This window comes from Salegentibacter sp. BDJ18, assembly GCF_017579965.1.
In the GTDB taxonomy this organism is placed as follows: Bacteria; Bacteroidota; Bacteroidia; order Flavobacteriales; family Flavobacteriaceae; genus Salegentibacter.
Window position 1 is genome coordinate 132,588 of sequence record NZ_JAFLQX010000023.1, and the last position, 26,588, is coordinate 159,175.

A 26,588-nucleotide genomic window follows, 5' to 3' on the forward strand; every position below is an offset into this window, starting at 1 on the left:
AATGAATTATATTAAGCTTTTAAACGCCGCTTTTGAAAAATTCTATTTTGATGATCGTCTTAATCCAACGCATATCAGCTTGTATATGGCTTTATTCCAGGAATGGAATAGTAGCAGGTTTGCGTTGGATTTTTTCGTGAACCGAAGGGATTTAATGAATGCTTCAAAGATAGGTTCCAAATCTACCTATCACAGATGTATAACCGATCTGAATGCCTGGAGTTACCTGGAATACTTTCCTTCCAATAACCCATACAAAGGCAGTAAAATCAAGATGTCCATTATTGGGACAAGTGATGAACCGGAGGAAGCCCATTACGATCCCAAATTAGAACAACTTGCGGAACGCTACCATCCCATAAAGGAACAAGTAGTAGACCAGCAGCGTCCCGTCAGTGGACAAGTATTGGTATCTACAATAAACAATACTAAACCAATAAAACATAATAAACATCCAAACAGTTTGAAGGTGGTACTGGATTTTTTTAGTAATAAAAATTTTAATCCGGAATATGCAAAAGAGTTCTACGAGTACTATGAAGACAGGCAGTGGCAAACAAGCGATGGTTCTGAGGTGAGAGATTGGAGAGCTTTAGCAAAATATTGGGTCCATCAAAAAGCGCTTATGAAAGAAAAAAATAAGTTAAATAAAAAGCAAGCATCCCATTTCAAGGACAACCTGCGAACCACTAAAAATAAAGATTATGGACAACCCCTCTAAAATAACTGAAGGTGGCGTTGAGTATTCTCTGGGCAAATTTGATGGAACTTGTGTACATTACGACTTCCCAAAAATCTTGATTTATCTTAATGCAAAAGGAAAGCTGCTATTCGGTAAACATTTTAAAATTTATAAAAAAGATAAAGCTGTTCTATTAAAACTCACATCGTACTTCATACGGGATGAAGCTACTTGTAAAAAATTTGATATTGACATCAATAAGGGAATCTTACTTTCAGGGCCCGTGGGTTGCGGTAAAACCTCTTTAATGAAATTATTAAGGCATCTGGTTCCGGCTCAACGCCCTTACGAAATGATTCCTTGCCGAAATGTAACCTTTAGCTTTAATCATTTAGGATATAAAACTATCGAAGACTACGGTAATTCAAAATATTTTTGTTTTGACGATCTAGGTGTAGAGCCCCCGGGAAGATTTTATGGGAAAGACTTAAATGTTATGGGTGAAGTCTTACTCTCAAGGTATGAACTTTTTACAGAAACCCGTCAAAAACTAAAAACCCATGCCACTACCAATTTGAATGCTGAAGAATTGGAAGAACGTTACGGTAATCGTGTTCGCAGCCGGATGCGTGAGCTATTTAATCTGATTGCTTTTGAAAAACAAAGTAGAGATAAGCGATTATAATTCATGAGAATTTACAAATTATGGTAAATCATAAGTTTTTTGTTTAACATATTATTATATTTATGTTTTAAAGTAAAAGGATTTATTAAAGAGCCAATGAATTATCATTGGCCTTTTTTTGTTTTACATTAGTAATATCATAAGAATTTTATAATGCATATAAGTTCATTATCCCTAAGAAATTTTAGAAATTTCTATAAATCTAAATTCCTATTTAAAAAAGGAACTAATACTATAATTGGAGAAAATGGTTCAGGTAAAACTAACCTATTTTTTGCCTTACGGGTTTTAATTGATGATAAACTTCCAAGATATATAAGATTTTATGAGTCTGACTTTAATAGAAGCTTAGGAAAATGGGCTGGGCATTGGATGATTCTATCAGTAACTTTTGAAGAATTAGATGCAAGTGAAGAAGCCCAAGTGCTTGCCGTTCAATCTTCAGGAGATATGGAAGGAGGCAAAAAAACTGGAAGTTATGCGGTCTATTTTAGACCAAAATATCAATTTAGAAAAGAACTTTACGATTACTCGCAATCCCCTGATAAGAGTGTAGAAGGGCTTCAACTTTATCTCGATAAGCTCACTATCGATGATTATGAAACATCGTATCTATGTAGAGGTATGGGAGATTTTAGCGATGATGAAATTTACAAAAAATATGTTGGAGATTTTGAAACAGTTGAATTCCCCAATCCAGATTATAAAGAAGAACTAATATTTGGAACATTTTTACCAAGAGAAATTAGCGTACACAATGAAGTTTCTTGCACGTTTATCAAGGCACTTCGTGATGTTGAAAGCGACTTACGTTCCTATTCAACCAATCCCCTAATAAACTTGCTAAGAGGAAAAGAAAAAACTGTTGAAGTTTCAAAACAAACGGATATAATTGATAGCATTGACAAACTCAACGAGCAGATTAGTTCTCTTAAAGAAGTGAAAGAAGTTAAAGACGGAATTGATAAAAGTATTAAGGAGGCCGTGGGCACAACGTATGGGCCAAATATAGATGTAAAATCCGAGCTTCCGAATAACATGGAAAAGCTATTACAATCACTGAAATTATGGGTTGGAGACCCAGATGAAGAGGGTTATATGGGTAAAATATGGGAGCTTAGTCTAGGTGGTGCAAATATGATTTACCTATCACTCAAATTACTGGAGTATGAAAAAATTAGGACAGATAGAATCGCAAATTTTCTGCTGATTGAAGAACCTGAAGCACATATTCATACACATATACAAAAAACACTATTTGATAACGTGCAAACAAATAAAACCCAGGTTATCATTTCAACTCACTCAACACATATTTCGTCCGTTAGTCGCATAAGTTCAGTAAATATTTTGAGTAGAGGGAATAAGCAGACATTGGTATATCAGCCTGCAAACAATCTTGATGATGAATACATTACAAGAGCCGAACGATATTTAGATGCTATTAGAAGTAATTTACTTTTTGCAAAAGGGATTGTTCTAGTTGAAGGCGATGCAGAACAAATACTCATACCTCAAATGTTTAAAAAAGTCTTTGGGATTTCACTCGATGAAATTGGAGTTAGTCTTGTAAACATTGGGAGTACTGGCTTTAAAAATGTGGCGAGACTTTTTCACAATGATAGAATTAAAAAAAAATGTGCTATCCTTACTGATTTAGATGCTAGCATAGTTGACTTACCAGCCAATGAAGAAGATGATTCTACCTATCAGAAACATTGCAGGGCATCTCAAGTTAGTGGGGCAGAAAGAAAAGTAAAATTAGATAAGTTTTGCAAGAACAACGATTTTTTAAACCCTTTCTATTCAGATTATACATTTGAGGTCGATTTTCTTATGAATGGTAATAGTTACGAATTCGTAGAATCGCTTGATGAAATTTTCAAGCAACAGGCAGCTATCGATTCATCAAAGAAAAAATTGCAAGACAAATCAGTTTCAGTTGCTGGCGTAGAAGTTTTAAGATTGGCTGATAAGAAAGGTAAGGGATGGTTAGCTTTGGTGGTTGCTGATAATTTAGTGTATAATACCTATATTCCAGAATACATCTTAAGAGCAGTAGCTTTTGCTTCTTCACATTTAAATAATGCTTCTAAAGTTAAAACTGCTAAATACAGATTACGTAAAATTAGCCGTAGCAAAACCAATGAGTATTTTGAATTAGCAAAGAAAACGAGCTTTAAGGGTAAGGAAGACCAAGAGATTATTGATGAATATGTAGCTAGTTTTCCCAATGACCAATTTACCAAATTCTTATCGTATTTATGATTTTAGATACTTTAAGTACCCAGCAAAAGGATGCCGTTGTTAAGGATGGTAATGTACTTCTAACCGCTTGTCCAGGTAGTGGAAAAACTCGGGTAATTATACATAAGCTTGCCTATGCTTTAAAAAACATTGATGAAGACAGTAAACAAAGAATAGTCGCGCTTACTTTTACCGTGAGGGCCTCTGAAGAAATATATCGCAGATTAAATGCAATGGGCATCAACAGCAAGCGGGTTTGGTCTGGTACTTTGCATTCATTTTGCCTTGAGTGGATTATTAAACCCTATTCCTGTTATTTGCCGGAACTTGAAAATGGATTTTTAATTGCAGACGAAACTTATGCCTCGGATATTATAAGTGAGCTTAAAGAAAAACATAAATTAAAACCTATTGACCCGATTGATTTCAGATTCAATAGGGAAGGCACATTTGCCGAGCCAAAAACAATTCAGAAAAGAGTTCTTAAAGAGTATCACGCAAGGCTCCAAGCAGAGAAGTTAATTGATTTTGAACTTCTACTTTATTACTCTTATAAGCTCTTAACCAAACATCCCAAAATAAAAAAAACACTAGCTAATATTTTCAGCCTTATATGTGTTGACGAATATCAAGATACACAAGATTTGCTTTACGCAATTATTTCTTCTATTGTAACGGCTGGAGAAGGTAGTACAGACCTTTTTTTAGTTGGAGATACTGACCAGGCAATCTATGCTTCTTTGGGAGGTATTGCCAAGAGTCTGGAAGAAATACAAGATGAGTTGAATACTTTACCCATCGAACAACTTACGCTGTCTGGAAATTATAGGTCAACCCAAAAAATTATTGACTTTTATTCCATTTTTCAGACAAATCCTATTGACATCATAGCAATTGGTAAAAACAATAAAGCTGAAAGCACAATAACTTACAACCAAACCGTTGACAAAGGACATTTGGTTGATGAGATTGCACGACTTATAGAGCATAGCTTGGATAATGAAATTCCCGAGGATGAAATTTGCGTATTGGTACCACAATGGTGGTTAATAACCACAATCACAAAACAGCTAAGGGCAAAACTACCAGATGTAAACTTTGATGCTTCTGGTTTGGCACCAATGTCAAAAAATCGAAATAATATTTGGTATAAATTATCAAGGTTATTCTTGACACAACCAAAACCAAAAATATATTCATTGCGATACAAATGGTGTACTGAAGTAATCGAAAACTTCAAAGAACATACGAATACAGATTTCAAAGAAGAGTATCAAACAGAAAGGAACGTCTTAAGACTGATTAATTCGATTACATCTGATGAAACCGAAGGCATAGATTATCTAAAGGATTGTTTTGACAAATTTCTTGATGCTGTTGGCATTGACCAAAACATTTACGAGCAACTTCTTATAAATCGTAAGACCTTTTTCGATGTAATTAAGAGCCGCCTAGAGGACCCAACATTTCAAGTACCTAGTGATATAAAGTCCTTTATGAGTTTTTACAGAGAAATGTCAGGTGTTGTCATTAACACTTGTGTCGGTGTAAAAGGAGAAGAGTTTGAAACTGTGATTGCGTATGGATTACTCAATGGTTATGTTCCTCATTGGAATGACATTTTTAATGCAGACCCTGTGGCAGCTTCAAAAAAACTGCTTTATGTTATTTGCTCAAGGGCAAAGACCAACTTGCATTTAATTTCAGAAACTGGCAGACAAACTAGAGCTGGAAATCCTTTAGAGATTACACCAGAATTAAAAGGGTTAGATTTTGAATTTGATGAACTCTAAGCAATGATGAAAATTGATGTCTAACAGAAATCACTAGAGATTCAGAAGCTAATCTCTAGATATTCAAAAGAGAGTTTCGTATGCTTTTTTGCTGATTTTATCCGGCATCATCCAGAAAGAGGTAATATGGGTTTCGCAAAAAAAATTAAATCGAAATTAAAAGACTCTTTATACCTGATTATGCTAAGGCTCTCAACTCCTACTGAAGGGAATGAAGAGCTTTATTACTCTAAAGAAAATGATTTGGTTCTTCAAGAAGTAGCAGGTATTCTTTCGCAGATAGTTAGCTTTTATTTATCCGAAAATTATCCTGCCGGTTTCTTCAATGATATCTCTGATAAGAGAAAACAACTAGTTGTTCATGAAATGGCATTCAAAAATTACTTTCAAAATGGGATTTTAAATTATAGGGAACAGGAGATAAATAAGTTAATTAGATTATTCAAGCCCTATCAAGATAAAATCAAAAAAAGATTAGAAATAGACTTTAAAACTTTGATTGATCTGTGTAATTATTCGGAATCATTTTATCGTGAAAAATCAATTAAGTCCAAGTCGTTTATATTGGATAAAAACTTTGATAAATTAACTCGATTATCTGCCAACGGATTAATAGATGAGCATAAATTCAAAGAAAAATTCTCAGAACTACCAAGTGATACTCTAGAGACTTTTTGGAGTTTTGTAGAAAAACCTCACCAAAGTTTACTTTTCAAAAAAGCAGACTATTATCCTTCTTTTCAAAAAGAAGATATTGACACTTATTGTCGTTTATTTTCCATTGATATCAAAGATGTTCACGACAACTTATTTTATTCTGAAGGAAATCCTTTAGAACAAAAACCTATTATTAAGATTAATAATGATGAATATTTAAACGTGCATCAAAAACAATTACCATCAGCTTTTTATGATTTACTCTACGATACCCTCACTAAGACAAACAAAGAAAAAGAACAACTAAACCTTCGAAGAGGTAAAGTTGTATTGGAGAACCATACTTTAGCTATATTTAAAAAAATTTTTAAGAAATCCAAGAAGATAAAAATTTTCACTAATTATTTCGTAAACAACCTACCTGAGGAAAAGGATATATTAGTTTTGGTAAATGGCAATGCTTATATTATTGAATGTAAATCATCTAGATACAGAGAACCAAGAAGAGTTACTGAACAAGCATATCCAAGAATCAAATCGGATTTTAAAGAATGTATTCAAAAAGGTTATGACCAATGCTATCAGGTGGAACAGGAGTTATTGAACAATGATATTGTATCTATAAGTTACAAAAAGGAACACGAAGTAATTTATACATATAGTATTAATGAGATTTTTTCAATCGTAGTTACTTCCGAAAGGTTTGCTTCCATACAAACAGATTTAGGATTATTGCTTAACAAAGAAAATGATGAAGACCCCTATCCGTGGTCTATATATGTTGATGATTTAGAAACATTTCTAAAAGTCCTAAATTATAAATTTAATAATCCCGCTAGAAAATTTTTTGAATTTTTAAAGTATAGAGAATTATTGCACGGTAGATTAATAACTAATGATGAATTGGATTTGTGTGCTATGTTTTTGAAAACACCAAAACATTTCAAGGAATTATGTAAAAGTGATTATACGGTTATAACAGATCCGACACTACAAAATTTTTTTGACGAGCTATACTTCAGTGAAAAATTAAAATTCAATCTTGAAGTTTTTTAACTCTTATGAAATACTTCATTGAATAAAAACACCAAAATCTACTAAAAACACTAATATTTATTTCAATAATATCGATCTCTTTATCATCCAAGCCTAAAGCAATCACTATTCTTTTCTTATTTCAGTTTCTTGTCCAAAAATGATGTACATATTCAGGAACAAAATCACAAAACTGACGTCTTTGTACCCTTCTCCCCTTTCCACATTTCAAGTTATCAACACCTCATTTTCAGAATTTCATAGAATTTAATGCTAAATGAAAGCATTGAAAATCAATTTAATATAAAAAATATTTTATTCACAATTCATTGATTTTCAATTATTTAAGTGATTAAATTTCTAATTTTCTCATAACGAAAACGAGCCAAAATTTAAAATTATTCGTTATGAAAAAATCTATCTCTCTGGCAACTTTTTTCTCGTTGCTATCCACGTCACTTTTTGCGCAAATCGGTGGGATCGAAGATTCCGTAGCCGATATTTCCGATACTATAAGGAATATATTTCCAATCATCCTTGGAGTCATCTTTTTAGTCGGCTTTCTTTTTAATGCCGGCCACTTCTTTGGGGAAAACTCCGATTTGAAAAAAGGAATAACCCGGGTGTTGGTCTTTGTTCTTATCGCAGGCGCTGTGGTAGGCATCTTCACCTATTTGATCACCATTGTAGTCTAGATCGGAAGCTAAGCCAGATTTAAAAATACACAAAGGAACAATTATGAAAAAGTATGAACCTTATAGGAATATTCGAAAAGGTGCGGTAATCTTTGGGCTTCCCCTTACCCTATTCGCGCTAATGATGCTTTCGATAATCGCGTCCCTACTGGTGATCATTTTCTCCTTCAGTCTGGGTGTGATTATTAGCGCCCTGCTCTTTAATGCATTCTTGTATATCGGGTTAAACCGTATCAGTAGGCTCCTGGAATTTCTACAAATGACCGGGGCATTTCCAAAAATGATTAGTAATAAAAGAAACTCAGGTATCGATTATGAAGAAGATTAATCTTTCCTCCCACTGGCCAATTGCTGATATCCGGGATAATATTATTTTCGCCAAGAATGGTAATGTTGTGCTGTGTTATCAGCTGGACCTACCTGAAATCTATTCTTTATCGGAAAAAGATTTTGAAGACCTGCACGCCACCTGGTTCCAGGCGCTTAAGTCCCTACCGGTAGGTACAGTAGTGCATAAGCAGGATATTTATGAGAAAAAGGCATTCACTGCAACGTCACTTCCAAACAAAACCTTTTTGGAAAAGGCCACCCAGAATCATTTTAAGGATCGGGAGTTTATTGAACACCGCTCTTTATTATTCTTTACCCTGACTCGAAATAAGACTTTACAGCATCCGAAATACCTAAACCCTTTTCGAAAAGTCTCCAAAGAAATTGTAAGGGAACTGGATGCCAACCTTAAAAGCTTTATCGGATCAGTAAACGATTGTGTTTCCTTTATTGCTAACAGCCGAAAGGTTTCTATAAAAGCATTACCACCAGAAGAAATCACCAAACTCACTACGGAATATTTCAATGGTTTCAATGATGGTTTCGATACTGATATGCTACTGGAAAAACAACATATTCAAACGGGGAACAATTATTTTGATGCTCTGGCTATCAATAGCGAGCTGTGCTTTGGCGAAAGGGTACAGTCAAGCAAGACCAATGAGAAATTCACATCTGATGACTTTGTATTTCACCAGGGGTTTATTGATGGGCTGGGGCTTCATTTAAGAGAAAACCATATAGTCAACCAGGTACTCTACCTGGATGATAAACACAAATGGCGCAAGCTACTGGATAAAAAAGTAGAAGAGCTCAGCAAGAGTTCCAACTTTGGCTCTCAAAACAAAGTCATTTTAGGAAAGATCCAGGAAATCCTGGAGAAAATTAATAGCGATGATAATGCGCGGATTATCCGTGGCCATTTCAATGTAATCTTTTGGGATCGCGATCCTCGTAATTTGGAAGGCATTGCCTCTAAAATTAAGGCTGAGTTCAAGGAACTCGATATTACCCCTTACGCTCCACGGGGTGAGGAACGAAAAAATTACCTGCTAAACAGCTACTGCTGCTTCTCTTCCAATTTTTCCGATGAAGATCTCTATGTCACCGATTTGAAACATGCCTTGTGCCTTTTTATCAATAACAGCAATTATAAATCGGATCCTAACGGTATCATTTTTAATGACCGTGAACATAATATTCCCGTAATAAAAGATGTTTGGGATGAGGGAAAGAAACGCATTAAGGCGCGAAACTTTTCCATCTTCGCCCCTACCGGGGAAGGGAAATCCTTTCTGGCCAATAACATCCTTCGTCAATATTTTGAAAACGGGGTGCGCCTGGTTATTATCGATCTTGGAGGTTCTTATACCAAGTTCGCTAAGCTCTATCCTGATAAGTACACTGTTTTGCGCTACGAGAGCGGAAAAAGTCTAGGTATTAATCCTTTCTACATATCCAATACCAATGATGTAAGCCCGGATCGGCTGGAGGATCTTTCGGTGTTCCTATTGGAACTCATTGCTGCAGATGACAAGGTTACTAAAGCACAATCCGTAGCCATAAAAAAGATCCTCCGTTACTATTACAAAAACACCACGGGAAACCATTCCTTAGATAGTTTTTACCGTTTTATCGAGCAGCGAAAAGATGAGCTGCTGGAGACCCTTAAAATCCATCCCGACTACTTCAATATTACCAACTTTTTGCACGTGCTCTCGGAGTATGTCGGCGATGGTCTATACAGCTTCTTATTTGAAGTTAGCGAAGATCAAACTTACAAGATCGAAGATAAGCGGCTGATTGTCTTTGAACTCGATGAAGTCAAGGACAATAAAGAGATCCTCTCGGTGATGCTCAAACTAATCAAGTCAGCGATCCAACGTACGATCTGGAAAAACAGAGAAGAAAAGGGAATCATTCTTTTTGATGAATTCGCCAAGCAACTCAAATTTGAAAATGTCCTTGAAAGCGTGGAATTCTACTACCAGGCCATCCGTAAACAGAACGGGGCCATTGGAATTATCTTACAATCCATAAATCAGCTTCCTAATAATGCAACTTCCTCAAGCATCCTGGAAAACACCCAAGTGATTTACAGCCTAAATAATGAAAAAGGTTATGAAGAACTGGCCAGGCGCTTGAGCCTCTCCAGTCACGATCTCAACCAGTTGAAATCGATCAGGAATAATTTGACCGGCAAGCGCAAGTACACCGAGATCTTCATCAAGATCGGTAAACAAAGTAACATTTTCCGCCTTGAAGTACCACCCGAAGTTTATGCTGCCTATCTCACCGACGGAACCGAAAACGAGGCCATAATGGCCATTTATAAAAAGACCAAAAATATGGAAAAGGCTATCAAGGAATTTATCAAACAGCCCTAAGCGCACATCACAATTTAAAACACTTTGATTTGAAAAATAAACACAAAACTTTAGTATTTACAATAGCCCTTGCTTTATGCTTGCCTGCAGGCGCTGCCTGCCAGGGGATGCCGGTGTATGATAATACGAACTTTGTCAGCCTGGTTAAATCCCTGGTTGAATCGGCCAAGCAAACCGCTAATCTTGTCAAGACCGTCAACTTTTTAAAGGCACAGAAAGAGCGTATTGAGAAGGTCAATAGCGTAGTGCAGGATTTAAAGGCCGTTCGTGAGATAGGTCGTAACAACCAACGCCTTATTGCGGTGATGCAGGATGACCTTCGGGATATTTTGAATTCCCCTTACATCAAACCAGAAGAAGTAAGTAGGGTCACCGAATCTTTCAGTGCCGTCGTAGAAAACTCCCTGGAGACCGCAAGCTTTATCGATGAAATCTTATCAAGTGATCATTTAAAAATGAGTGATGCCGAGCGGGCCGAAGTTTTAAAACAAAAAGAACTCGAGTCTAAAGAAATGGTCACAGATGTGCGGCTGAAGACCAAGCGTTACCGCGAGATCATTTCTTTTCGGGAAATGCAGGATAAGATCAATAACCGGGAAACGGGCTTTTAATGATGGAAGGAATGATCATATTGGCCGTAGGTGTCGAATATATCGACAGCGTTTTCCAAACCATCCAGGAGAGCGAATTTTCTCAGTATACAATCGTAGGTATGAAAACTCTGGCGGTGCTCTTCTTTTTGGTTAATATCCTTAAAAAGTATAATGAAGGGGTAGCCGATAGGCAGGGCTATACCTGGGGGCTTTCCCCCGGTGATTTGGCGAAAAACTTTGCGGTAGTTCTGCTGGTTATTTTTTCAACGCAGATCCTGGGATTCTTTGACAATATTCTTGTGGCCATTGAAAACCAATATCGCGATACTGCCCCTGCCCTATTGCCACTCCAAATGCAAGAGATTCCTATAGAAGAAGATGTCTCCCCTATGGGAGCAATGCGTAAAGCTATGGCTTTACTCTATGAGGCCTTAGTCACACCACTATATGGCTTTAAAACCTTTGCATTTTTAATTAGCCTGTTTCTATGGATTCTGGATTTATTCATTTATCCCTTGTTCCTGGCGGAACGTTATTTCCTCTTGGGTATTATGCAGGCTTTTTTTCCGCTGGTACTAAGCCTGGCGGTATTTGAAAAGTTTCGCTCGATGGCCTATGGTTTTTTCAGGCTGTATGCCGCAGTATATATGCTGGTGCCTGCATTCTTCCTGGTTAATGTATTTATCAATGCCCTTTATACGGAAATCAACACCAATTTTTGGGAAAACCTATTCGGGACGGATTACGGGAGTGGTTTTTTTGCACCGGTTGTAGAAATGGGTTCGATAGTTTTTATCGTGTTTTTAAAATTCAAACTCTACCGGCGGGCCATTTCATTTACCCTGAGACTGTTCACCACTTGAGGCATAAAAGCCATTTAACCTGGATCTCTTAATAAGCTTCGTTATAACCAATTTAGTCATAAAAATTAGTTCAAAATGAAAACACCATATAAAGATATCTATTCGATATTAAAGCTCAACCGCTTTATCGTGCTGGCTGTAGTGCTCTGCTCGATGCTTTGCAGTGTCTTTGCCATTTGGATGGCCATCTCCACACGGAATAATGCGCTAAATAGCGCTTTTGCAATCAATACCGATGGCAGTATAATTCCATTAAAACTGGTTACTCAAAAAGAAAACTTCCAGGTGGAGGCCCTTGCCCACCTGGAGCTGTTTCACACCTACTTCTATAATATTGATGCCAATAGCTTTAAGAAAAACCTGGAAAAAGCATTATGGCTTGGCAATAGTTCGGTAGACAACCTATACAGGCAGAAAAAGGCCGAAGGGGTTTACAACCGCTTATTGCAGTACTCGCTGGTTCAAAAGGTATTAACGATCGATTCACAGCTTGAAGAAAAGGAAGGTTCCTATGGTTTTAAAACCACTGTTATTTTTGAAATCAACCGCGGCAGCATTGTCGATACCTACCAACTGGTTAGCACGGGAAAACTGCTCATCGTAGATCGTCACTTCCCTCATAATCCACACGGACTTCTCATCACGGATTATTTCGAAAACAGTTTAAGAAAAGTACCCTCACAAAATTAAAATTTAAGCGGATGAAAATTGAAAAGAACAAAATCGTATTCATTAGCGTCCTGGTGGTCATTGTGATTTTTCTTGTCACCTATACCATAATGATCACCGGGGAGGATGAAGAGCAACAGGAAAACCTCAGGCAAACGGAAATCCCAGCCCTTGAAGAAGAAAGCCAGCAAACCTATGATTCTAAACTGGAGGCTATTGATAACCTCAAAGAAGTTCGGGATAAGAATGCACCAAGTATTTATGATGAAACGTTTTTGGACTCTTTAGGCTATTACGACACCGAGCTTTTGGAAAAAGAAAAAGAGCGCAAGATCGATAGTATTTATGAATTGGGAAAAGCCCGGCAAGCACAAATTGCAAACCTTACACAAACCCGGCTAACCAGCCCTCCGGAGAATAGCAGCCCGAGCCTAATAAAAACAGTACCAAAAGTAGATACTGCGGAAATTGAAGAAAAGCGAGAAATCGAAGCCAAAGAAATGGGTTTGGAACATCAATTATTCTTTGCATCTGCTCCCAAAGAAGCTAAGGATCGTATAACAAGTACTACCGATAAGGAAATTAAAGTGGTGATCGATGGCACCCAGGTAGTCAAAGCCAATTCCAGGCTTCGAATGCGGCTTGCCCAGCCTGCCAGTATTGGTGACAAATTTATCCCCAAAAACACCCCGGTTTTCGGCTTTGTGAGTTTTCAGCCTAATCGTGTCCTGATTGAGATTGAAAATATCAATAAGCATCAAACTAGCCTAAAAGCCTTTGACCTTGAAGATGGTAGCGAAGGTATCTACATCGAGAATAATTTCCGGGCGGAAGTAACTACGGAAGTCCTGGATGATGTAATCGGTGATATTAATATCCCAAGTGTACCCCAGGTCACCGGGATAAGCAAAGTATTTCGCCGAAATAACCGCAACGTAAAAGTGACCATTCTAAATAATTACAAATTAATTCTCAAAGCCAGCAGACCTGAATCAAACTGGGGAATGGCTAACCAATAAAACAATCATTATGAAAAAGTATATTTTAACCAAGGCTGCTCTACTGGTTTTTATTTTCACCAGTGCACAAACCCAGGAAAAACTGGACACTATCTACGCCAACGATCATAAAAATGTTGCGCTATTTTTTCCCGAAGCGATTAGCCAGGGGCTTACTGGAGCAGCGCATTTTGTTTTTACCTATAACCGGGATAAGCAGCAGCACTTTGGGCTCCTGCAGGCCAAACCCGGCAAGGAAAGTAACTTATTGGTTATCGGAGCCGATGGAGCTGTCTTCTCCTATATTTTGAAGTATAAAGAACAACTTTCCAGGCTGAACTATTTTATCCCTGAAGCGGAAAGTATTGGAAAGGAAAAGCCAGTTGTCAAGGATTCAGTTAGGGACAAAAAACCGCAAAAGAACTTAAACAAGAAGGAAGATCATTACCGCAGATTCTGCAGCTACCTGCTGAGTAAAAAGCAACGCATAGGCCGCATAAAAAAACGCAAGACGGGTATTATTTTAAGTGTTGAGAATATTGTTTTTAATAAGAAGCAGCTCTATTTTGTGATCGAAATTGAGAATAGATCCAGCCTGGATTATGATCTTAACTTTTTAAAATTGGCCATTGAAATGCGCAAAAAGGGAAAGAAGAAATCCCTGCAGCGTTTATACCAGGATCCGGTTTTTAAATACAATGTGCCGGCCAAGATTGGAAAAAATCAAACTGTAAGAATGGTTTATGTACTGCCAAAATTTTCCTTGTCTAAAGAAAGGAGGGCGATATTAGAGCTTAATGAAAAAGACGGAGAACGGAATTTGAAATTAAAGATTTCCCATCGGTTTATTAATGATCCTAATTGATAATATTGAAAAATTCCGACTTTAAAATTTTAAATTTTTGTGGCTTTTGCACCCCTGACAGTCAGCCTATAACCCTGTTTACTACTTTGTGGTTTCTCGGGAATGGTCATTTCAATCCTTCGGCAAGGGCAAGTTGCAAATAAATTTTTCTAAATTTTTCTCTATCGGAAAGTCCTTAATGGTATTGAAACTCACTTCTGCTATCTTCACCATTAATTACATTTAAGAGATCCTGAACATGCGGGGTGACTTGCGGGGTCTCTTGCAGGGTAATTTGGTTACCGGATTAGCACATAGGTTGTTAATTTAAATATTAACTAGTTGTTGGCTTGTTTGAACGGAGGTAGTTTTAAATTTCCCATTTCACTTCCTTTAGCCTTACGGAAATCCTCATCATGGATTTTAATACCTTCCCCTCTTCAGGAAGATCTCCGGTTAGCAGCTCCCTAAATGAACCAGAATAGGTTTTGCTCAAGGATTTCCAAACCATCTCTGTTTGACTAAAGAACAGGGACTGGGACGGATGTTTCAGTAACCACTCCTTATCCTTGGGAATGGCCTTATCATCATCTTTACCTACTTGCAGCAGCATTTTTTCAAAATCATCAGATTGCAAAAACGAAGAGATTTTATCTTGTTGCAGCAGTTGATGCAAATCATAAGTATGGCGAACCTTATCTTTTAAATCTTCCAGAGGGTCTTCGGTATAGGAAAACCGGACCAGGCTTATTATTTTTTCACAAAAGGTACGTTCTATACTTAATACCGTAACCTTAAAAGGTTCAAGGTGGTACGCATTGATAAGATCTACATTATTAGTCGTGGCAATAAAGGCCGTAATCATAGAATGGACACTGACTATTTCTGAAGGATGGGATTTCCCAAAACTTGAAGCTTCCACTACAATATGATCCCGGATCTGGCCGAAGGCACCCTCCACGCCTACTTTATCATAACCATAAACCACTTTTCTAATTTTGCCTCGTTTGTTTTCTAAAGGATGGTCGGGAATAACAGTCATAACCGGTTCCAGTGCAGCAGTGACTTTTTTGAGTTTTCGTTTTAGGGAATTATCGGTTTCCCCCTCCTCTTTTATAACGACCAAATCGATATCTTCGGAAAAGCGCTCAATAATCCTGAAGCATTTAGAAAGGGATGTTCCACCTTTAAAAACGGCAAGCTCCCTGGTTGATTTATTGGTAAAAATCTCTTTAAGTGCTAAAGTAACCCAATAGTCCTTTTCTACATAGATTTCAGAAATCCCAAAGTGTTGGGCAGTAGCAACAATAGCTCCCTGAAATGCAGTTTTATAATTATGTAAATTCATCAGGAGATCTTCCAGTTTGAAATGGTGGACAATATATTTTCGGATATTCCGAATTCATAACTACTTAAATAATTAATAGTGTTTTTAAGCGGTTCCCCCACCTCGTTAAATGAGAGTGCTTCAAGAAGAGCTCCTAAAAATGCCCTCACCTTGGGAGGATAGGATTTAGCAAGATCAACTAGTTGCATTCTCTCCGTGTTAGAAAGCCCTTTGATTTTTTTCTTTAAAAAATCAACCCCTTTCTTTATATCCAGATCCGGAATTTTCTTAAAATCTTTCATTACGTCAAGTAATTGCAAGAAAGGAATATTTCCTTTGGAAACAGGTGCATAACTTTTAGCAGGCTTTACAACAAGGTTTCCAATCTTGGTTTTTATCATCTTATCCCAACTGGCGACTCTTAGCGTTGTAGGGATTTGAGTAGTAAGGCCAAGTTCATTATATAACCGAGTGCCTGTTATGTATGCAATTGGCTCACCATTTTCAAAAAGATAACTTTTAAGTAATTCTTCCTCACTTGGTTTTATTTCCCCAAAAATAGTTTGTTTGGGCTTATAATACATCCCTTTTTTATATCTTTTAATCACACCCCTGGCAGCCATCCTACTTAAAGCTTTTGCAGCAGCAGAGAATTCATTCTGGGAAATGGATAGGCTATCATAGGTAAATACCTTCCCGGTATTTATACGATCTACTTGAAACTTTATGGATGTCGCAATATTCATAGTATGGCAAAGATAGTGAATTGATCTATAAATTGTCAAGTTTTTTACAGTATTTACTTGACATCTACCAAAAATGAAATGATAATTAATAACTATTTTCAGCTTACTCAAATATCGATTTGGCTTCCTTATACACCCTTTCAAAATTAGCTTTCAAATCAGCTTTAGAATAAGGTTTTTGATCATTAGCTGCAGGTAGATCGCGGTAAATCTTCTGCAATTTAAACTGTACTTTTTTATCCTTCCCGTCTGCATAGGTTATAAACTCTCCTTGTTTTAACCGAAAGAAAACATCGGCTCGGATTTTTGGGATTTCCTTCTCCCCGGTGGTTACCCTCGTATCAAAATCAAGGCTGTACCCACGGTTTACACTGGTCGTGGGCTTTTTCACAATTTCAAAAAAGCGCTCGTAATATTTGGCGGTGTCGGGGTCATTTACCTTTCCAAAGAACTGATAGGAAAGATTACTCAGGATTGCCTTACTGGCTTTATCCCCATACATCATATCGTTTTGGATCTTATCCTGCATTACATAAATAGTAGCGATATCATAACTCCTCAGCGTGGCAGGAATGCGGTGCATATTCAGCAAACGAAGTGTTGGCGCTTCTTCCATCAGCAGGAAAGAAGCTTTAGAGTTACGCACACTCATTTGTTTAGTGATGGTATGGATAATAGTGGCTATGACCGGGGAGTAGGAAGCTTCGTATTTGGGATTATTGACCACTGAAATAACCGAAGGGTTTTGCTCACTATTAATATGAAGCGGAACTTCATCTTTAGAAAGGACCATAAAGATCTGTTGGGTACTGATCCTTTTAAGGGCATTGGCCAGGGTACTTTTTACCCCGGCCGTTTGCCGCTCAGAATCTTTACCGCTGATAAAGGCATCGGCCATCGCTCGAGAGGTGGTATTGGTTTCCAAAAACTGGATAAGGCTATCGGTATCCAGGTATTGGTAGATGGCGATAAGGTGTGGAAGGGTACAAAACTTCGGATAATCCGCTTTTAATTTCCAGATCAGTCCTCCGATTAGCCCTTCCGCGGCATCATTAAAAAATTTTGTAGTCCCCGAGGTACCTGACTCTCGTTGTTCCAATAGGTTTTCCACCAGTACCCGGGAGACTTCATTGACGCTTTCCTCATTTTCCAGGTATGGTGGAGCGATGGGATTCACCCGATGGAGGATCTTATCAAAGGAAATAATCTTAAAGGGAATTTCCCGGTCTTTAAAAAGCGGGTAGGCCATTTCAGTGAGCTCAAAGTCCTTATAGTCGTGGATCACCCCACAAAAATTTTCCTGTTGAAAATGCTTTAAAAAGCCATACACTACGCTTTCGGTCTTCCCGCTTCCGGCAGAGCCAATAACGGAAGCACCCCGTTTAATATTTTCAAGTTTAAATTTTCCTTTGGTGGTTGCAAAACCGACCTGGTATTTTTTATCGATCTTTTTATTATCCTGACCTTTATGCAAAAAGACATACATCAGGGTATTGATCAGGAGCAACGGACAACCCAGGAATAACAAAGCCGGAATCCACTGGTTATCCTGGACCCCATAAATGCCAAGGGTCACTATCAGCAATAAATTCAAAATAAAAGCAAAGCGGTTGATCAGCCTAAAACATATATAGAACAAAATGCTTACCAGCCCGATGATCAGAAGCAGTCTAACAAGATTTTCTATGTCCATAATAATTAAAATTAAATACCGATTGAACTTGATTTAACGGCTACCTCCACCCCTTTCTTAAGCCTGTTAAAAATTTTGAGGGCAAGTTGTGCCTGGGAAGTTGGAATGCTGGGCATCATCGGGATACCCGATTCCCGGATAAGCTTAAAAGCAAGGGCTTTTTCGTTAGCCGGCAATCCTATTAGCGAGGTAAAATAGTGGTTCGGGTTTTTAATAAATTCCTTTCGAGCCGTATAGGTTTCCACAAAATTGCGCTGATAACCAAAGGTTTTATCAAAGGTCTTTTCTGCTTTTTCAAAAAAGCGGTCCCGGTCAAATCCGCGTTTAACGGTCTTACCATTAAAATTAACTTCCGAAGCTTTGTATTTACTTCCCGGTGATAAGCTAACCGAATTGGAAGCATCTTTTCTACTTACGATAATATGGATATGGCTTTGGTTGCCTGCTTTGGGCATTCCTTGTACGATTCGCTTACCATCTTGGCAGTGTGGCGCCTGTGCTTCCAGTTTCTCAATTTCTTTTTCCCGTTTTTGAATACTTCCTTGCATCAGTCCGGTTTCTATTTTTCGGATTTCACTTTTGAGTTGAAGAATTTTAGTAGCATAAGGCTGGTTTTCGCGAACCTGGCGATCTGTACCTTTAAAACTCCTGCTATGTTCAATTTTACCGTAATATTTAATATCATTGATATTAATTGGCCTTCCGTCTATCTCCCGGTTAAAACAGGCCACATAATCCTTCATCAGTTCCCGGGTATACCTTTTTAGATCCTTGCTACTATTTTGCAGGCGTTTTAATTCGTATTTGGAAGGGCTAACAGTAATGGAATAGAACTTCGGTTCTTTCTTTTTGAGCTTGGCGGTATTGTTATCAATTTCTTTTACGACTTCCTCCGGGGTGATGGCATCCTCATATTGATTAAAGAAATGTTCCTTTGCCACTTCTTCTACGCCTTCGTTTTCCTTTTCGAGATAGCTAACAAAACCGGCGGAACTTTGGGAGTAATTCCCCCCTAACTTTTGAGGTGTGATGGTGATATACATAGCAGGAAATTTTACAGGTTATTATCAGAAAAATTCTTTTCACCCAAACCATCTCGTTCCTGTTTGGGAATACCATCCTTTTTCTCCCGGAGGATTTTCTTTTCCAGGATGAGTGGTTTCTTTTGAGGTACTTCGGTTTGGAAAAGTGAAGCGATCATCGCCGCGGTAGGTTTTGTTTGGGTTTTCTCCATATCACGCATAATGGCAATAACCGCATTGATACGTTTTTTAAAAGAAGCTTCGATAGTCCTCCCGGTTGGGCCCAATCTTTCGTGTGGGGAGATTTCATTATAAAAGAAAAAGTCGAGCATTGTTTCCAGGGCTTCGGTGTGCGATTTGAAGTGTGTTCTTGAAAATTCCTGGAAACGTTTTGCCGTTTCCTTTTTAAACCTGATGCCGATAAATGAGTCCATAATTCGCCGATTTGTCGCAAATTCTTCCCTAAAAATGGGCGTTGGCAGGGCATTTGTCGCAAATTGCTTAAACTCAGGAATTTGAATAAATTTTAAACAACTGATTTACAGTTATTTAAAAACGAAAAGGAGTGCTTAACATCGCGTAGCGTGTTACCCTCTTGCTACTCCTTTTCGTCCCGCAGCGCGGGACAAAAATTCCGTACAATTTGGTCTGTTGGCTGTCTTAATAGACAGTCAAAAGCCACTTGCCAATTCCCGGAGAAAATTTCCGGATTAATAATTTATTGATGTGCAGGTTTATCGGCGAAAGTCAAAAATGGATAGCCCTGCGTAAATTTGAATGCTGAAGATCAGCTAAATAAAGATACATTTTTTTTATAAAATCAAGGCAAAGAATACTTAACGAATAATTTTTTTTCTATATTTATAATCATTTGAATTTTTCATTTAATGATAGAAAGGAAAATCCAGGTAACAGCGGATTTTCCTTTTTTTCTTAAGTTGAGAGTGAAATGCTCCTTATTTTTTGAGCACAACCAACTAAGCTATTTTTATAGTTCTGTTATAGAACTGCTTTGCTTAAAAGATTTATTAAGAAATATCTGAGCCTAAAAAAACACCTCTAAAAATAGAAGTGTTTTAAAATCTGTTTAAAAATTACTTTTTAAAAATTACAGAATTCCTTCATCCGCAAAACTGTAATAATTACCATCAGGAATAAGAATAATATGATCCAGTACTTTAACATCAAAAAATGATGCCGCATTTTTAATTTTTCTGGTCAGGCTTTTATCTGCTTCACTTGGTCTAAGGGTTCCGCTGGGGTGATTGTGCAATAAAATTATTGCCGTGGTTAAGGACTTTAATACTACTGCAAATAGGATTCGAACATCGACCAGGGTTCCGGTAATACCTCCATTGGAAACTTCATAAATTCCTTTAACCTTATTAGCATTATTGAGCAGTATAATTTTAAAAGTTTCCTGCAATTCAATATTATTTTTATTCCATTGCTCAAAGGCTAATTCTGCCGCACACCTGGAACTGGTTATTTTTGGAAGCAAATTTGTTTTTAAACTTCCGCTGTAGCTTATCGCTATTTCATTAACTTTGGATTTCATTATTAGCTTATTTAAAGGGTTAATAATTAAAAGAGGGCGCAACTTTCGAAGGGAACGCCCTCTTTGTTTTTTGGGTTCTTAATCAGTAATTTCTCTATTTCCAAGAAAGAGGATTTCACTTACTAAAATTTCGGTAACATATCGTTTCTCTCCGCTTTGGGTTTCATAGAATCTGGAAGTTAGTTTGCCACGGATAGCCACTTCTTTACCTTTATCAACATATTTCTCGATAAGCTGTGCCTGTTTTCCCCAGGCCACTACATTGTGCCAGTCGGTTTGTTGAATTTTCTCTCCTTCCTTGTGATAGTATTCATTGGTAGCCAGTGAAAAACTGCTTACTTTTTTACCACTTTCGAAGTTTTTAATTTCAGGGGCATTCCCCACGTTTCCGATTAACTGTACTTGATTTCTTAGATTACTCATAATTAAAAGATTTAGATACCTGCTTTTTTTTGCAGGTTGATTAAACATTGATTTACTTATTATATCCGGAGCGTTTTCCTTTTTTAATTTTTTTATTTCGCTTCCGGGTATGTTGTTTTGAAATGATTTCATAATTGTTATTTGTTGATTTACTTCCTATAGAGCCGTTTGCTGTTACCTTTTTTGATGCTGATACATTTTCAATATTTAGAATTAGGGAAGGTTTATAAAAAGGAGGGACGACTGGCTTATGCAACCTGTACTAACTTCTAAATATTGGTATTTTGCATTACAAAAAAGGTAGGGACAGCAACGGCCGGGAAGGAAATGGAAATACTGAAATTGAGAAACAACCGGAAGTGAAGTAAAAGCAAGAATGGAATTCCGATTTAGCGGGCGTCCTTTTTTACTTCGTTAAGTATAAAACTACACGAGGAGCGATAACTACTATATGTCAGATACATCTTAGGAAAATAAAAAGGATGCCCAAGATATTCTTAGGGAAGCTCTTTACCCGAAATGGAGCATTTCGCAGAATGAAGCGGTAATGTGCTGACCGATTTACAACCAGAAGGTCTTTGAAATTAGTGGTCATAATCTCTTAAATGTATGAAGCAGAATATTTATACTAACTATTATTTAAGAATTTGCTTAAATACGTATTTTATTATACTTTTGATCTCTAAATAATAGATTAACCATGGAAATTTCGTGTACAAGAGCTCAGGCTGATCATCAACAACTTCTTAATTGCAAAAACACTTTGGAAAGAATGGATGATAATTTTCAAGATATGACCAAACTACTATCGATTGCTGGTAGTGAAGTACGCTTAAAAATTTTATTCCTTTTGAATATGGAAGACGAATTATGCCCTTGTGATATTGCTGATATTTTAGAAATGAGTGTACCGGCAATATCCCAACACATCCGCAAAATTAAAGATGCAGGTTTTATCTCTTCAAGAAGAGATGGGCAAACGTTGTATTATTCATTAGTGAAGGATAAAACAGCGGTACTTGATGCTGTTTTCACTACAATTAAAATGGTTAAAAAAACTGCGTAAAATGAAATCATCCAATATGTCCAACAGCCCAGCTTTTGTTAGCTTGCTTACTGCAGTAACTGCTTCTGTATGTTGTATTACTCCCCTCCTGGCAATTTTAGCAGGTAGTAGTGGACTTGTCACCACATTTTCCTGGATAGAACCCTTTCGTCCTTATTTGATTGCGCTTACTATAGGAATTCTTGGTTTGGCCTGGTATTTAAAATTGAAACTTAAAACACAAGAAGAAATAGATTGTGCCTGTGATGAGGAAGAAAAACCATCTTTTTGGCAGTCCAAAAATTTTCTGTTCATGGTAACAGTATTTGCCGGATTGATGCTGGCTTTCCCTTATTATTCCAATATATTTTATACACAGCCCAGTAAAGATATAGTGTATGTTTCTCAATCAAACATAATAAAGCACACCTTTGAAGTTGAGGGAATGACCTGCGCAGGCTGTGAAGCCCACGTAGAAAGTGAGGTAAATAACCTAGATGGTATTTTATCAGTCAAGGCGAGTTACGCAAATACTAATACCGTGGTAGAATATGATAAAACTAAAGTCGATTTAACCGCAATCAGAAAAGCAATAAATACAACTGGTTATAAAGTAATCGATACAGAAAATAAAAAAGAGAAGTAGATGAAAAAATATGATGTATTTGTAATAGGTTCCGGGATGTCAGGTATGACTGTTGCTAATAAATGTGCCTCCAAAGGCCTTAAGGTGGGCATTACTGATGAACTTCCCTACGGTGGAACCTGTGCCCTAAGAGGCTGTGATCCTAAAAAGGTGATTATAGGAGCAACGGAAGTACGTGATTTTGCCCAAAGACTTAAAGGAAATGGAATAGATACTGTGCCTGAAGTCAATTGGGAAGATATTATGGCTTTTAAGCAATCTTTTGTCGATGCCATGCCTCCTAAAATTGAAAAAGGATATAAGAATAAAGACATAGACACCTATCACACTTCAGCTAAATTTTTATCTGATAACACCTTACAGTTAGGTGATAAAGTTATTGAAGCTGGGAAATTCGTGATCGCAACAGGTGCAAAACCCCGGGTACTGGATTTTGAAGGTGGAAAATTAGCACTTTCAAGTACAGATTTCCTTACCCTGAAAAAGCTACCTGAATCACTTTTATTTATTGGAGGAGGCTACATTGCCTTTGAATTTGCCCATATCGCTGCGCGGGCCGGTGCCGATGTAACCATATTACATCGTGGTGATCATCCATTGGAAAACTTTGACCATGACATTGTACAACATCTTGTGAATGCAACGCAAAACCTGGGAATTAAACTGGTTTTGGAAACTGAAGTCTCAAAAATTGAAAAGAAAGAAGATCATTTTGTAGTAACAGGAAAATCCAATGGAAAAGAGGTAACTTATAGGACTGACTCTGTCTTTAACTCGGCCGGTCGTCCTCCCGCTATTTTTGATTTAGATTTGGAAAAAGCAGGGATATCTTTTTCAAAAAAAGGAATCCTGGTCAACGAATACCTTCAAAGCACCTCTAACCCTAATATTTATGCAGCAGGAGATTCGGCAGATTCCAGAGGCTTGCCCCTTACACCGGTCGCGGTGATGGAAGGACATGTTGTAGCATCAAACATCATCAAAGGGAACAAGAAAAAAGTTAATTATCCACCAATGCCTTCCGTAGTTTTTACTTTACCTACCCTGGCATCAGTAGGATTGACCGAAGCAGAAGCCAAATCAAAACAGATAGAATATCAGGTCAATTATAACAATGCGGAAAGCTGGTTCAATGCAAAAAGACTGAATGTTAAAGAATATACTTATAAAACGATTATTGATAAAGAGAATCAGACTATTCTTGGGGCACATTTAATAGGTCCTAACACAGAGGAAACCATCAATTTATTCGCCATGGCAATAAAGACCAAAATGAAAATCAATGAGTTAAGGACGATGATCTTTGCGTATCCGACTTTGTCATCGGATATTCCTCATATGCTTTAAAAACAAATAGATTATGGAAATAGAACTAGTTTCTACCATTAAATGTCCTGGTTGCGGACACACAAAAGAAGAGGAAATGCCCACAACAGCCTGTCAGTTTTTTTACCAATGTGATAATTGTAAGCATTTATTAAAACCAAAAGAAGGTGATTGCTGTGTTTATTGTTCTTATGGTAATGTTGCCTGTCCACCCATTCAGGAAGGAACAAATTGCTGCTAAAAATTTAAAATACTTTTGGTGACCTCCCCCACTCCAGATGTATCTTGCTGAAAATTAAAAGTATGATTCCTAGAGATCTAAGTAAAGATATAAAAACTCGCTTGCAGAGCATCAGCGGCCAGCTTAACGGACTTATAAAAATGCTGGATGAAAATAAAGATCCAGAAAAGATTCTGATCCAGTTCAAAGCGGCGCAAAAAGGACTTGATAAGGCGCATTTTCTTCTTTTAGATGAAGTGTACCGCAAAGCGCTGGCGATCAAAATTTCAGAAACTGTGGAAGCCTGTCCCGGTAATTGCGGTAATGAAGAGCGAATTGAATTTATTCGCAAACAATTTCCCGACCTTGAGCTTAACAGCCTTACCGATAAAATGAAGGAGATTGATGAACTTAAACGAAGGCTGGAATCTTACATTTCCGAAAATAGATCAGAGTAAAACATTCAAAAATTTTCCATTTAATTTTAATACTAATAAAAATCTGTCGTAAAAAAGCAGGTTTTTTTATTTGGAGACCACCCCGGTTCCGCTCTTATCTTTGGATTGTTCTTTAATAAGAAGGATAAAACTGATTGTTAATTTAAATTCAAAAAAAAATGAAAAGACAAATAGAAATATTTACGGCAAATTGTCCGGTTTGTGATCCGGTTGTAAAAATGGTGAAAGAGTTGTCCTGCGATAGTTGCGAGATTACCACCTATAACCTGGTGGAACAATATGAGGATAAAACCTGTATAGACAAAGTGCAGGAGTACGGTGTAAAGAGAATTCCCTCGGTGGCGGTTGATGGAAAATTGCTTGAGTGCTGTACAAACAATGGTATAAGCAAAGAAAAACTTATCGAATCAGGAATAGGAAAAGCCAGTTAGCAAAACCATCGTACTGAAATTAAAATCTGAAACTTTTTATGGCAGCCATTTTTGGCTGCCTTTTTTTTTAATCAAATTAAAATGTTAAATCTTTATTAATCGGCTTGCCTATCCCCCGGGCTATGAGTCGATATTTGAAAAGAGGTTCGGCTCTTAATCTTTTATTTCTGATTTCCGAGCAAATCTGGAAGTAACTAAAACCATTTAAATTATGAAACCATTAAGTTCAGAAATGCAAAAATGTATCGATGATTGCAACGCCTGCATTACTGCGGCGAGAATTTGCCTTGACCAACATTTGGGGGAACCCGACATGAAACAATGCCACAAATTTTGTCTGGATTGTATTGCTTTATGCAGTGCGTGCGTCCAGCTATTAGCCAGCCAGTCTGATTACTCAAAACGTGTTTGCGGAATTTGTGCCGACTTATGTAAAGCCTGTGCTGATGAATGTGCAAAGTTTGACAGTGAAGTTTGCCAGCAATGCGCAGAAAAATGTCGAACCTGTGCCGAAAGCTGTAAAGAAATGGCAGCTTAAAAAAAATGTGAAATTTTTTTTAAAAGGAGCGGCTAAAAAGTTGCTCCTTTTTTATAAATGGGATTATAAAGTAGGGAAAAATACTATCCAATCTCTCATCCACAACCACCTATAAAAAAAAGCCTCTAGAAGTTTGGATACCACCCGGGCTTCCGGTGTACATTTAATCCCTTGTTTAAAAAAATAAAGATGTTTGCCAAAATAAAAGAAGATTTTGTAAGTATAGGATCGCTATTCACCTCCGTTTCCACACTCTTATGTTGCGCGTTACCATCATTATTGGTAGCTCTGGGAATGGGAGCTGTGGTGGCCGGCCTGGCTTCAGATATTCCCTGGTTGTTTAGCCTGAGCCGCTATAAAAGCTGGACTTTTTTGATTGCCGGGGTAATGATTGGCTTTAACTTTTGGCTTTTCTACGGAAGAAAACGGCAGCAGAGTTGTGAAATAGACGAAGACGGAAATGAAACGGCCTGTGATACAGCAGCTAAATGGAGCAAAGGGATCTTGTGGTTTTCCTTTGTGTTATATCTCTTTGGACTTTTTGCAGCCTATTTACTTTTTCCCATTCAAAAATTTTTAGAATTATAATATAATTAAAATGAAGACATATTTTTTGATCCTGGGTATAGGATTATTGACGTTGTATCAAGTAGAAGCCCAAGGACATGGCCCTATTT

At 37.3% G+C, this 26,588-nt stretch carries 28 protein-coding genes; 21 read left to right on the plus strand and 7 right to left on the minus strand.

Annotation, left to right across the window (positions count from 1 at the left end; all coding sequences use genetic code 11):
* Nucleotide 1: 1 nt before the first annotated feature.
* The 13 genes from J0871_RS12810 (at nt 2) to J0871_RS12870 (ending at nt 14,499) form a co-directional block, all read left to right on the plus strand.
* Nucleotides 2-721, plus strand: a complete 720-nt coding sequence (locus J0871_RS12810) for a hypothetical protein (protein WP_208225747.1) — start codon at nt 2-4, stop codon at nt 719-721.
* Nucleotides 705-1,367, plus strand: a complete 663-nt coding sequence (locus tag J0871_RS12815) for an ATPase (RefSeq protein WP_208225748.1) — start codon at nt 705-707, stop codon at nt 1,365-1,367. The genes J0871_RS12810 and J0871_RS12815 overlap by 17 nt, the downstream gene beginning before the upstream one ends.
* A 153-nt stretch (nt 1,368-1,520) precedes the next feature.
* Nucleotides 1,521-3,635, plus strand: a complete 2,115-nt coding sequence (locus J0871_RS12820; protein ID WP_208225749.1) for an AAA family ATPase — start codon at nt 1,521-1,523, stop codon at nt 3,633-3,635.
* A complete protein-coding gene (locus tag J0871_RS12825; RefSeq protein WP_208225750.1) occupies nt 3,632-5,407 on the plus strand; it encodes an ATP-dependent helicase in 1,776 nt (591 codons plus the stop codon). Before J0871_RS12820 ends, J0871_RS12825 begins: the two co-directional genes overlap by 4 nt.
* Nucleotides 5,408-5,533: 126 nt before the next feature.
* On the plus strand, nt 5,534-7,120 hold the full coding sequence (locus J0871_RS12830; protein WP_208225751.1) for a hypothetical protein: 1,587 nt from the start codon (nt 5,534-5,536) through the stop codon (nt 7,118-7,120).
* Nucleotides 7,121-7,506: 386 nt separating this feature from the next.
* Nucleotides 7,507-7,794 carry a hypothetical protein gene (locus tag J0871_RS12835; protein ID WP_208225752.1) on the plus strand — a complete coding sequence of 96 codons (288 nt, stop codon included), beginning with the start codon at nt 7,507-7,509 and terminating at the stop codon, nt 7,792-7,794.
* 43 nt (nt 7,795-7,837) lie between these two features.
* Entirely contained in the window at nt 7,838-8,122 is a 285-nt protein-coding gene (locus tag J0871_RS12840) for a hypothetical protein (protein ID WP_208225753.1), read from the plus strand.
* Nucleotides 8,109-10,511, plus strand: a complete 2,403-nt coding sequence (locus J0871_RS12845; protein ID WP_208225754.1) for a TraG family conjugative transposon ATPase — start codon at nt 8,109-8,111, stop codon at nt 10,509-10,511. Before J0871_RS12840 ends, J0871_RS12845 begins: the two co-directional genes overlap by 14 nt.
* 107 nt (nt 10,512-10,618) lie before the next feature.
* Nucleotides 10,619-11,122, plus strand: coding sequence for a conjugal transfer protein (locus J0871_RS12850; protein WP_243870503.1), 504 nt, complete (start codon nt 10,619-10,621; stop codon nt 11,120-11,122).
* Between the two features lie 2 nt (nt 11,123-11,124).
* On the plus strand, nt 11,125-11,967 hold the full coding sequence (locus J0871_RS12855) for a hypothetical protein (RefSeq protein ID WP_208225860.1): 843 nt from the start codon (nt 11,125-11,127) through the stop codon (nt 11,965-11,967).
* A 75-nt stretch (nt 11,968-12,042) separates the two neighbouring features.
* On the plus strand, nt 12,043-12,657 hold the full coding sequence (locus tag J0871_RS12860; RefSeq protein ID WP_208225756.1) for a conjugal transfer protein TraK: 615 nt from the start codon (nt 12,043-12,045) through the stop codon (nt 12,655-12,657).
* A gap of 11 nt (nt 12,658-12,668) precedes the next feature.
* Complete coding sequence (traM, locus tag J0871_RS12865; protein WP_208225757.1) at nt 12,669-13,655, plus strand: conjugative transposon protein TraM; 987 nt, start codon at nt 12,669-12,671, stop codon at nt 13,653-13,655.
* A gap of 10 nt (nt 13,656-13,665) precedes the next feature.
* Nucleotides 13,666-14,499: a DUF4138 domain-containing protein gene (locus J0871_RS12870; RefSeq protein WP_208225758.1), complete on the plus strand. Its 834-nt coding sequence runs from the start codon at nt 13,666-13,668 to the stop codon at nt 14,497-14,499.
* A gap of 349 nt (nt 14,500-14,848) precedes the next feature.
* Here J0871_RS12870 and J0871_RS12875 read toward each other — a convergent pair whose 3' ends face one another.
* The 7 genes from J0871_RS12875 to J0871_RS12905 all read right to left on the minus strand — a co-directional run bounded on the left by J0871_RS12875 (nt 14,849) and on the right by J0871_RS12905 (nt 21,247).
* Entirely contained in the window at nt 14,849-15,826 is a 978-nt protein-coding gene (locus J0871_RS12875) for a nucleotidyl transferase AbiEii/AbiGii toxin family protein (RefSeq protein WP_208225759.1), read from the minus strand.
* On the minus strand, nt 15,826-16,551 hold the full coding sequence (locus J0871_RS12880) for a DUF6088 family protein (protein WP_208225760.1): 726 nt from the start codon (nt 16,549-16,551) through the stop codon (nt 15,826-15,828). The genes J0871_RS12875 and J0871_RS12880 overlap by 1 nt, the downstream gene beginning before the upstream one ends.
* A gap of 103 nt (nt 16,552-16,654) precedes the next feature.
* Nucleotides 16,655-18,244 (minus strand): type IV secretion system DNA-binding domain-containing protein, encoded by a 1,590-nt coding sequence (locus J0871_RS12885; protein WP_208225761.1) that lies wholly within the window; start codon nt 18,242-18,244, stop codon nt 16,655-16,657.
* Between the two features lie 11 nt (nt 18,245-18,255).
* Nucleotides 18,256-19,287, minus strand: coding sequence for a MobB family relaxase (gene mobB, locus J0871_RS12890; protein WP_208225762.1), 1,032 nt, complete (start codon nt 19,285-19,287; stop codon nt 18,256-18,258).
* An 11-nt stretch (nt 19,288-19,298) separates the two neighbouring features.
* Nucleotides 19,299-19,700 (minus strand): BfmA/BtgA family mobilization protein, encoded by a 402-nt coding sequence (locus tag J0871_RS12895; protein ID WP_057481270.1) that lies wholly within the window; start codon nt 19,698-19,700, stop codon nt 19,299-19,301.
* A 674-nt stretch (nt 19,701-20,374) separates the two neighbouring features.
* Nucleotides 20,375-20,824: a JAB domain-containing protein gene (locus tag J0871_RS12900; protein WP_037317162.1), complete on the minus strand. Its 450-nt coding sequence runs from the start codon at nt 20,822-20,824 to the stop codon at nt 20,375-20,377.
* Nucleotides 20,825-20,902: 78 nt separating this feature from the next.
* Nucleotides 20,903-21,247, minus strand: coding sequence for a single-stranded DNA-binding protein (locus J0871_RS12905; protein ID WP_208225763.1), 345 nt, complete (start codon nt 21,245-21,247; stop codon nt 20,903-20,905).
* 700 nt (nt 21,248-21,947) lie between these two features.
* Here J0871_RS12905 and J0871_RS12910 point away from each other — a divergent pair.
* From J0871_RS12910 to J0871_RS12945, 8 genes are all read left to right on the plus strand, one after another.
* Nucleotides 21,948-22,313 (plus strand): metalloregulator ArsR/SmtB family transcription factor, encoded by a 366-nt coding sequence (locus J0871_RS12910; RefSeq protein ID WP_093406103.1) that lies wholly within the window; start codon nt 21,948-21,950, stop codon nt 22,311-22,313.
* A gap of 1 nt (nt 22,314) precedes the next feature.
* Nucleotides 22,315-22,938: a mercuric transport protein MerTP gene (gene merTP, locus J0871_RS12915; protein ID WP_133549886.1), complete on the plus strand. Its 624-nt coding sequence runs from the start codon at nt 22,315-22,317 to the stop codon at nt 22,936-22,938.
* Nucleotides 22,939-24,285: an NAD(P)/FAD-dependent oxidoreductase gene (locus tag J0871_RS12920; protein ID WP_208225764.1), complete on the plus strand. Its 1,347-nt coding sequence runs from the start codon at nt 22,939-22,941 to the stop codon at nt 24,283-24,285.
* Between the two features lie 13 nt (nt 24,286-24,298).
* Nucleotides 24,299-24,505: a GDCCVxC domain-containing (seleno)protein gene (locus tag J0871_RS12925; RefSeq protein WP_011709212.1), complete on the plus strand. Its 207-nt coding sequence runs from the start codon at nt 24,299-24,301 to the stop codon at nt 24,503-24,505.
* A 62-nt stretch (nt 24,506-24,567) separates the two neighbouring features.
* Entirely contained in the window at nt 24,568-24,942 is a 375-nt protein-coding gene (locus J0871_RS12930) for a metal-sensitive transcriptional regulator (RefSeq protein WP_208225765.1), read from the plus strand.
* 158 nt (nt 24,943-25,100) lie between these two features.
* Complete coding sequence (locus J0871_RS12935) at nt 25,101-25,373, plus strand: thioredoxin family protein (protein ID WP_208225766.1); 273 nt, start codon at nt 25,101-25,103, stop codon at nt 25,371-25,373.
* Nucleotides 25,374-25,777: 404 nt separating this feature from the next.
* Nucleotides 25,778-26,026, plus strand: coding sequence for a hypothetical protein (locus tag J0871_RS12940; RefSeq protein ID WP_156101173.1), 249 nt, complete (start codon nt 25,778-25,780; stop codon nt 26,024-26,026).
* 74 nt (nt 26,027-26,100) lie between these two features.
* Entirely contained in the window at nt 26,101-26,499 is a 399-nt protein-coding gene (locus tag J0871_RS12945; protein ID WP_037314326.1) for a hypothetical protein, read from the plus strand.
* Nucleotides 26,500-26,588: the final 89 nt, after the last annotated feature.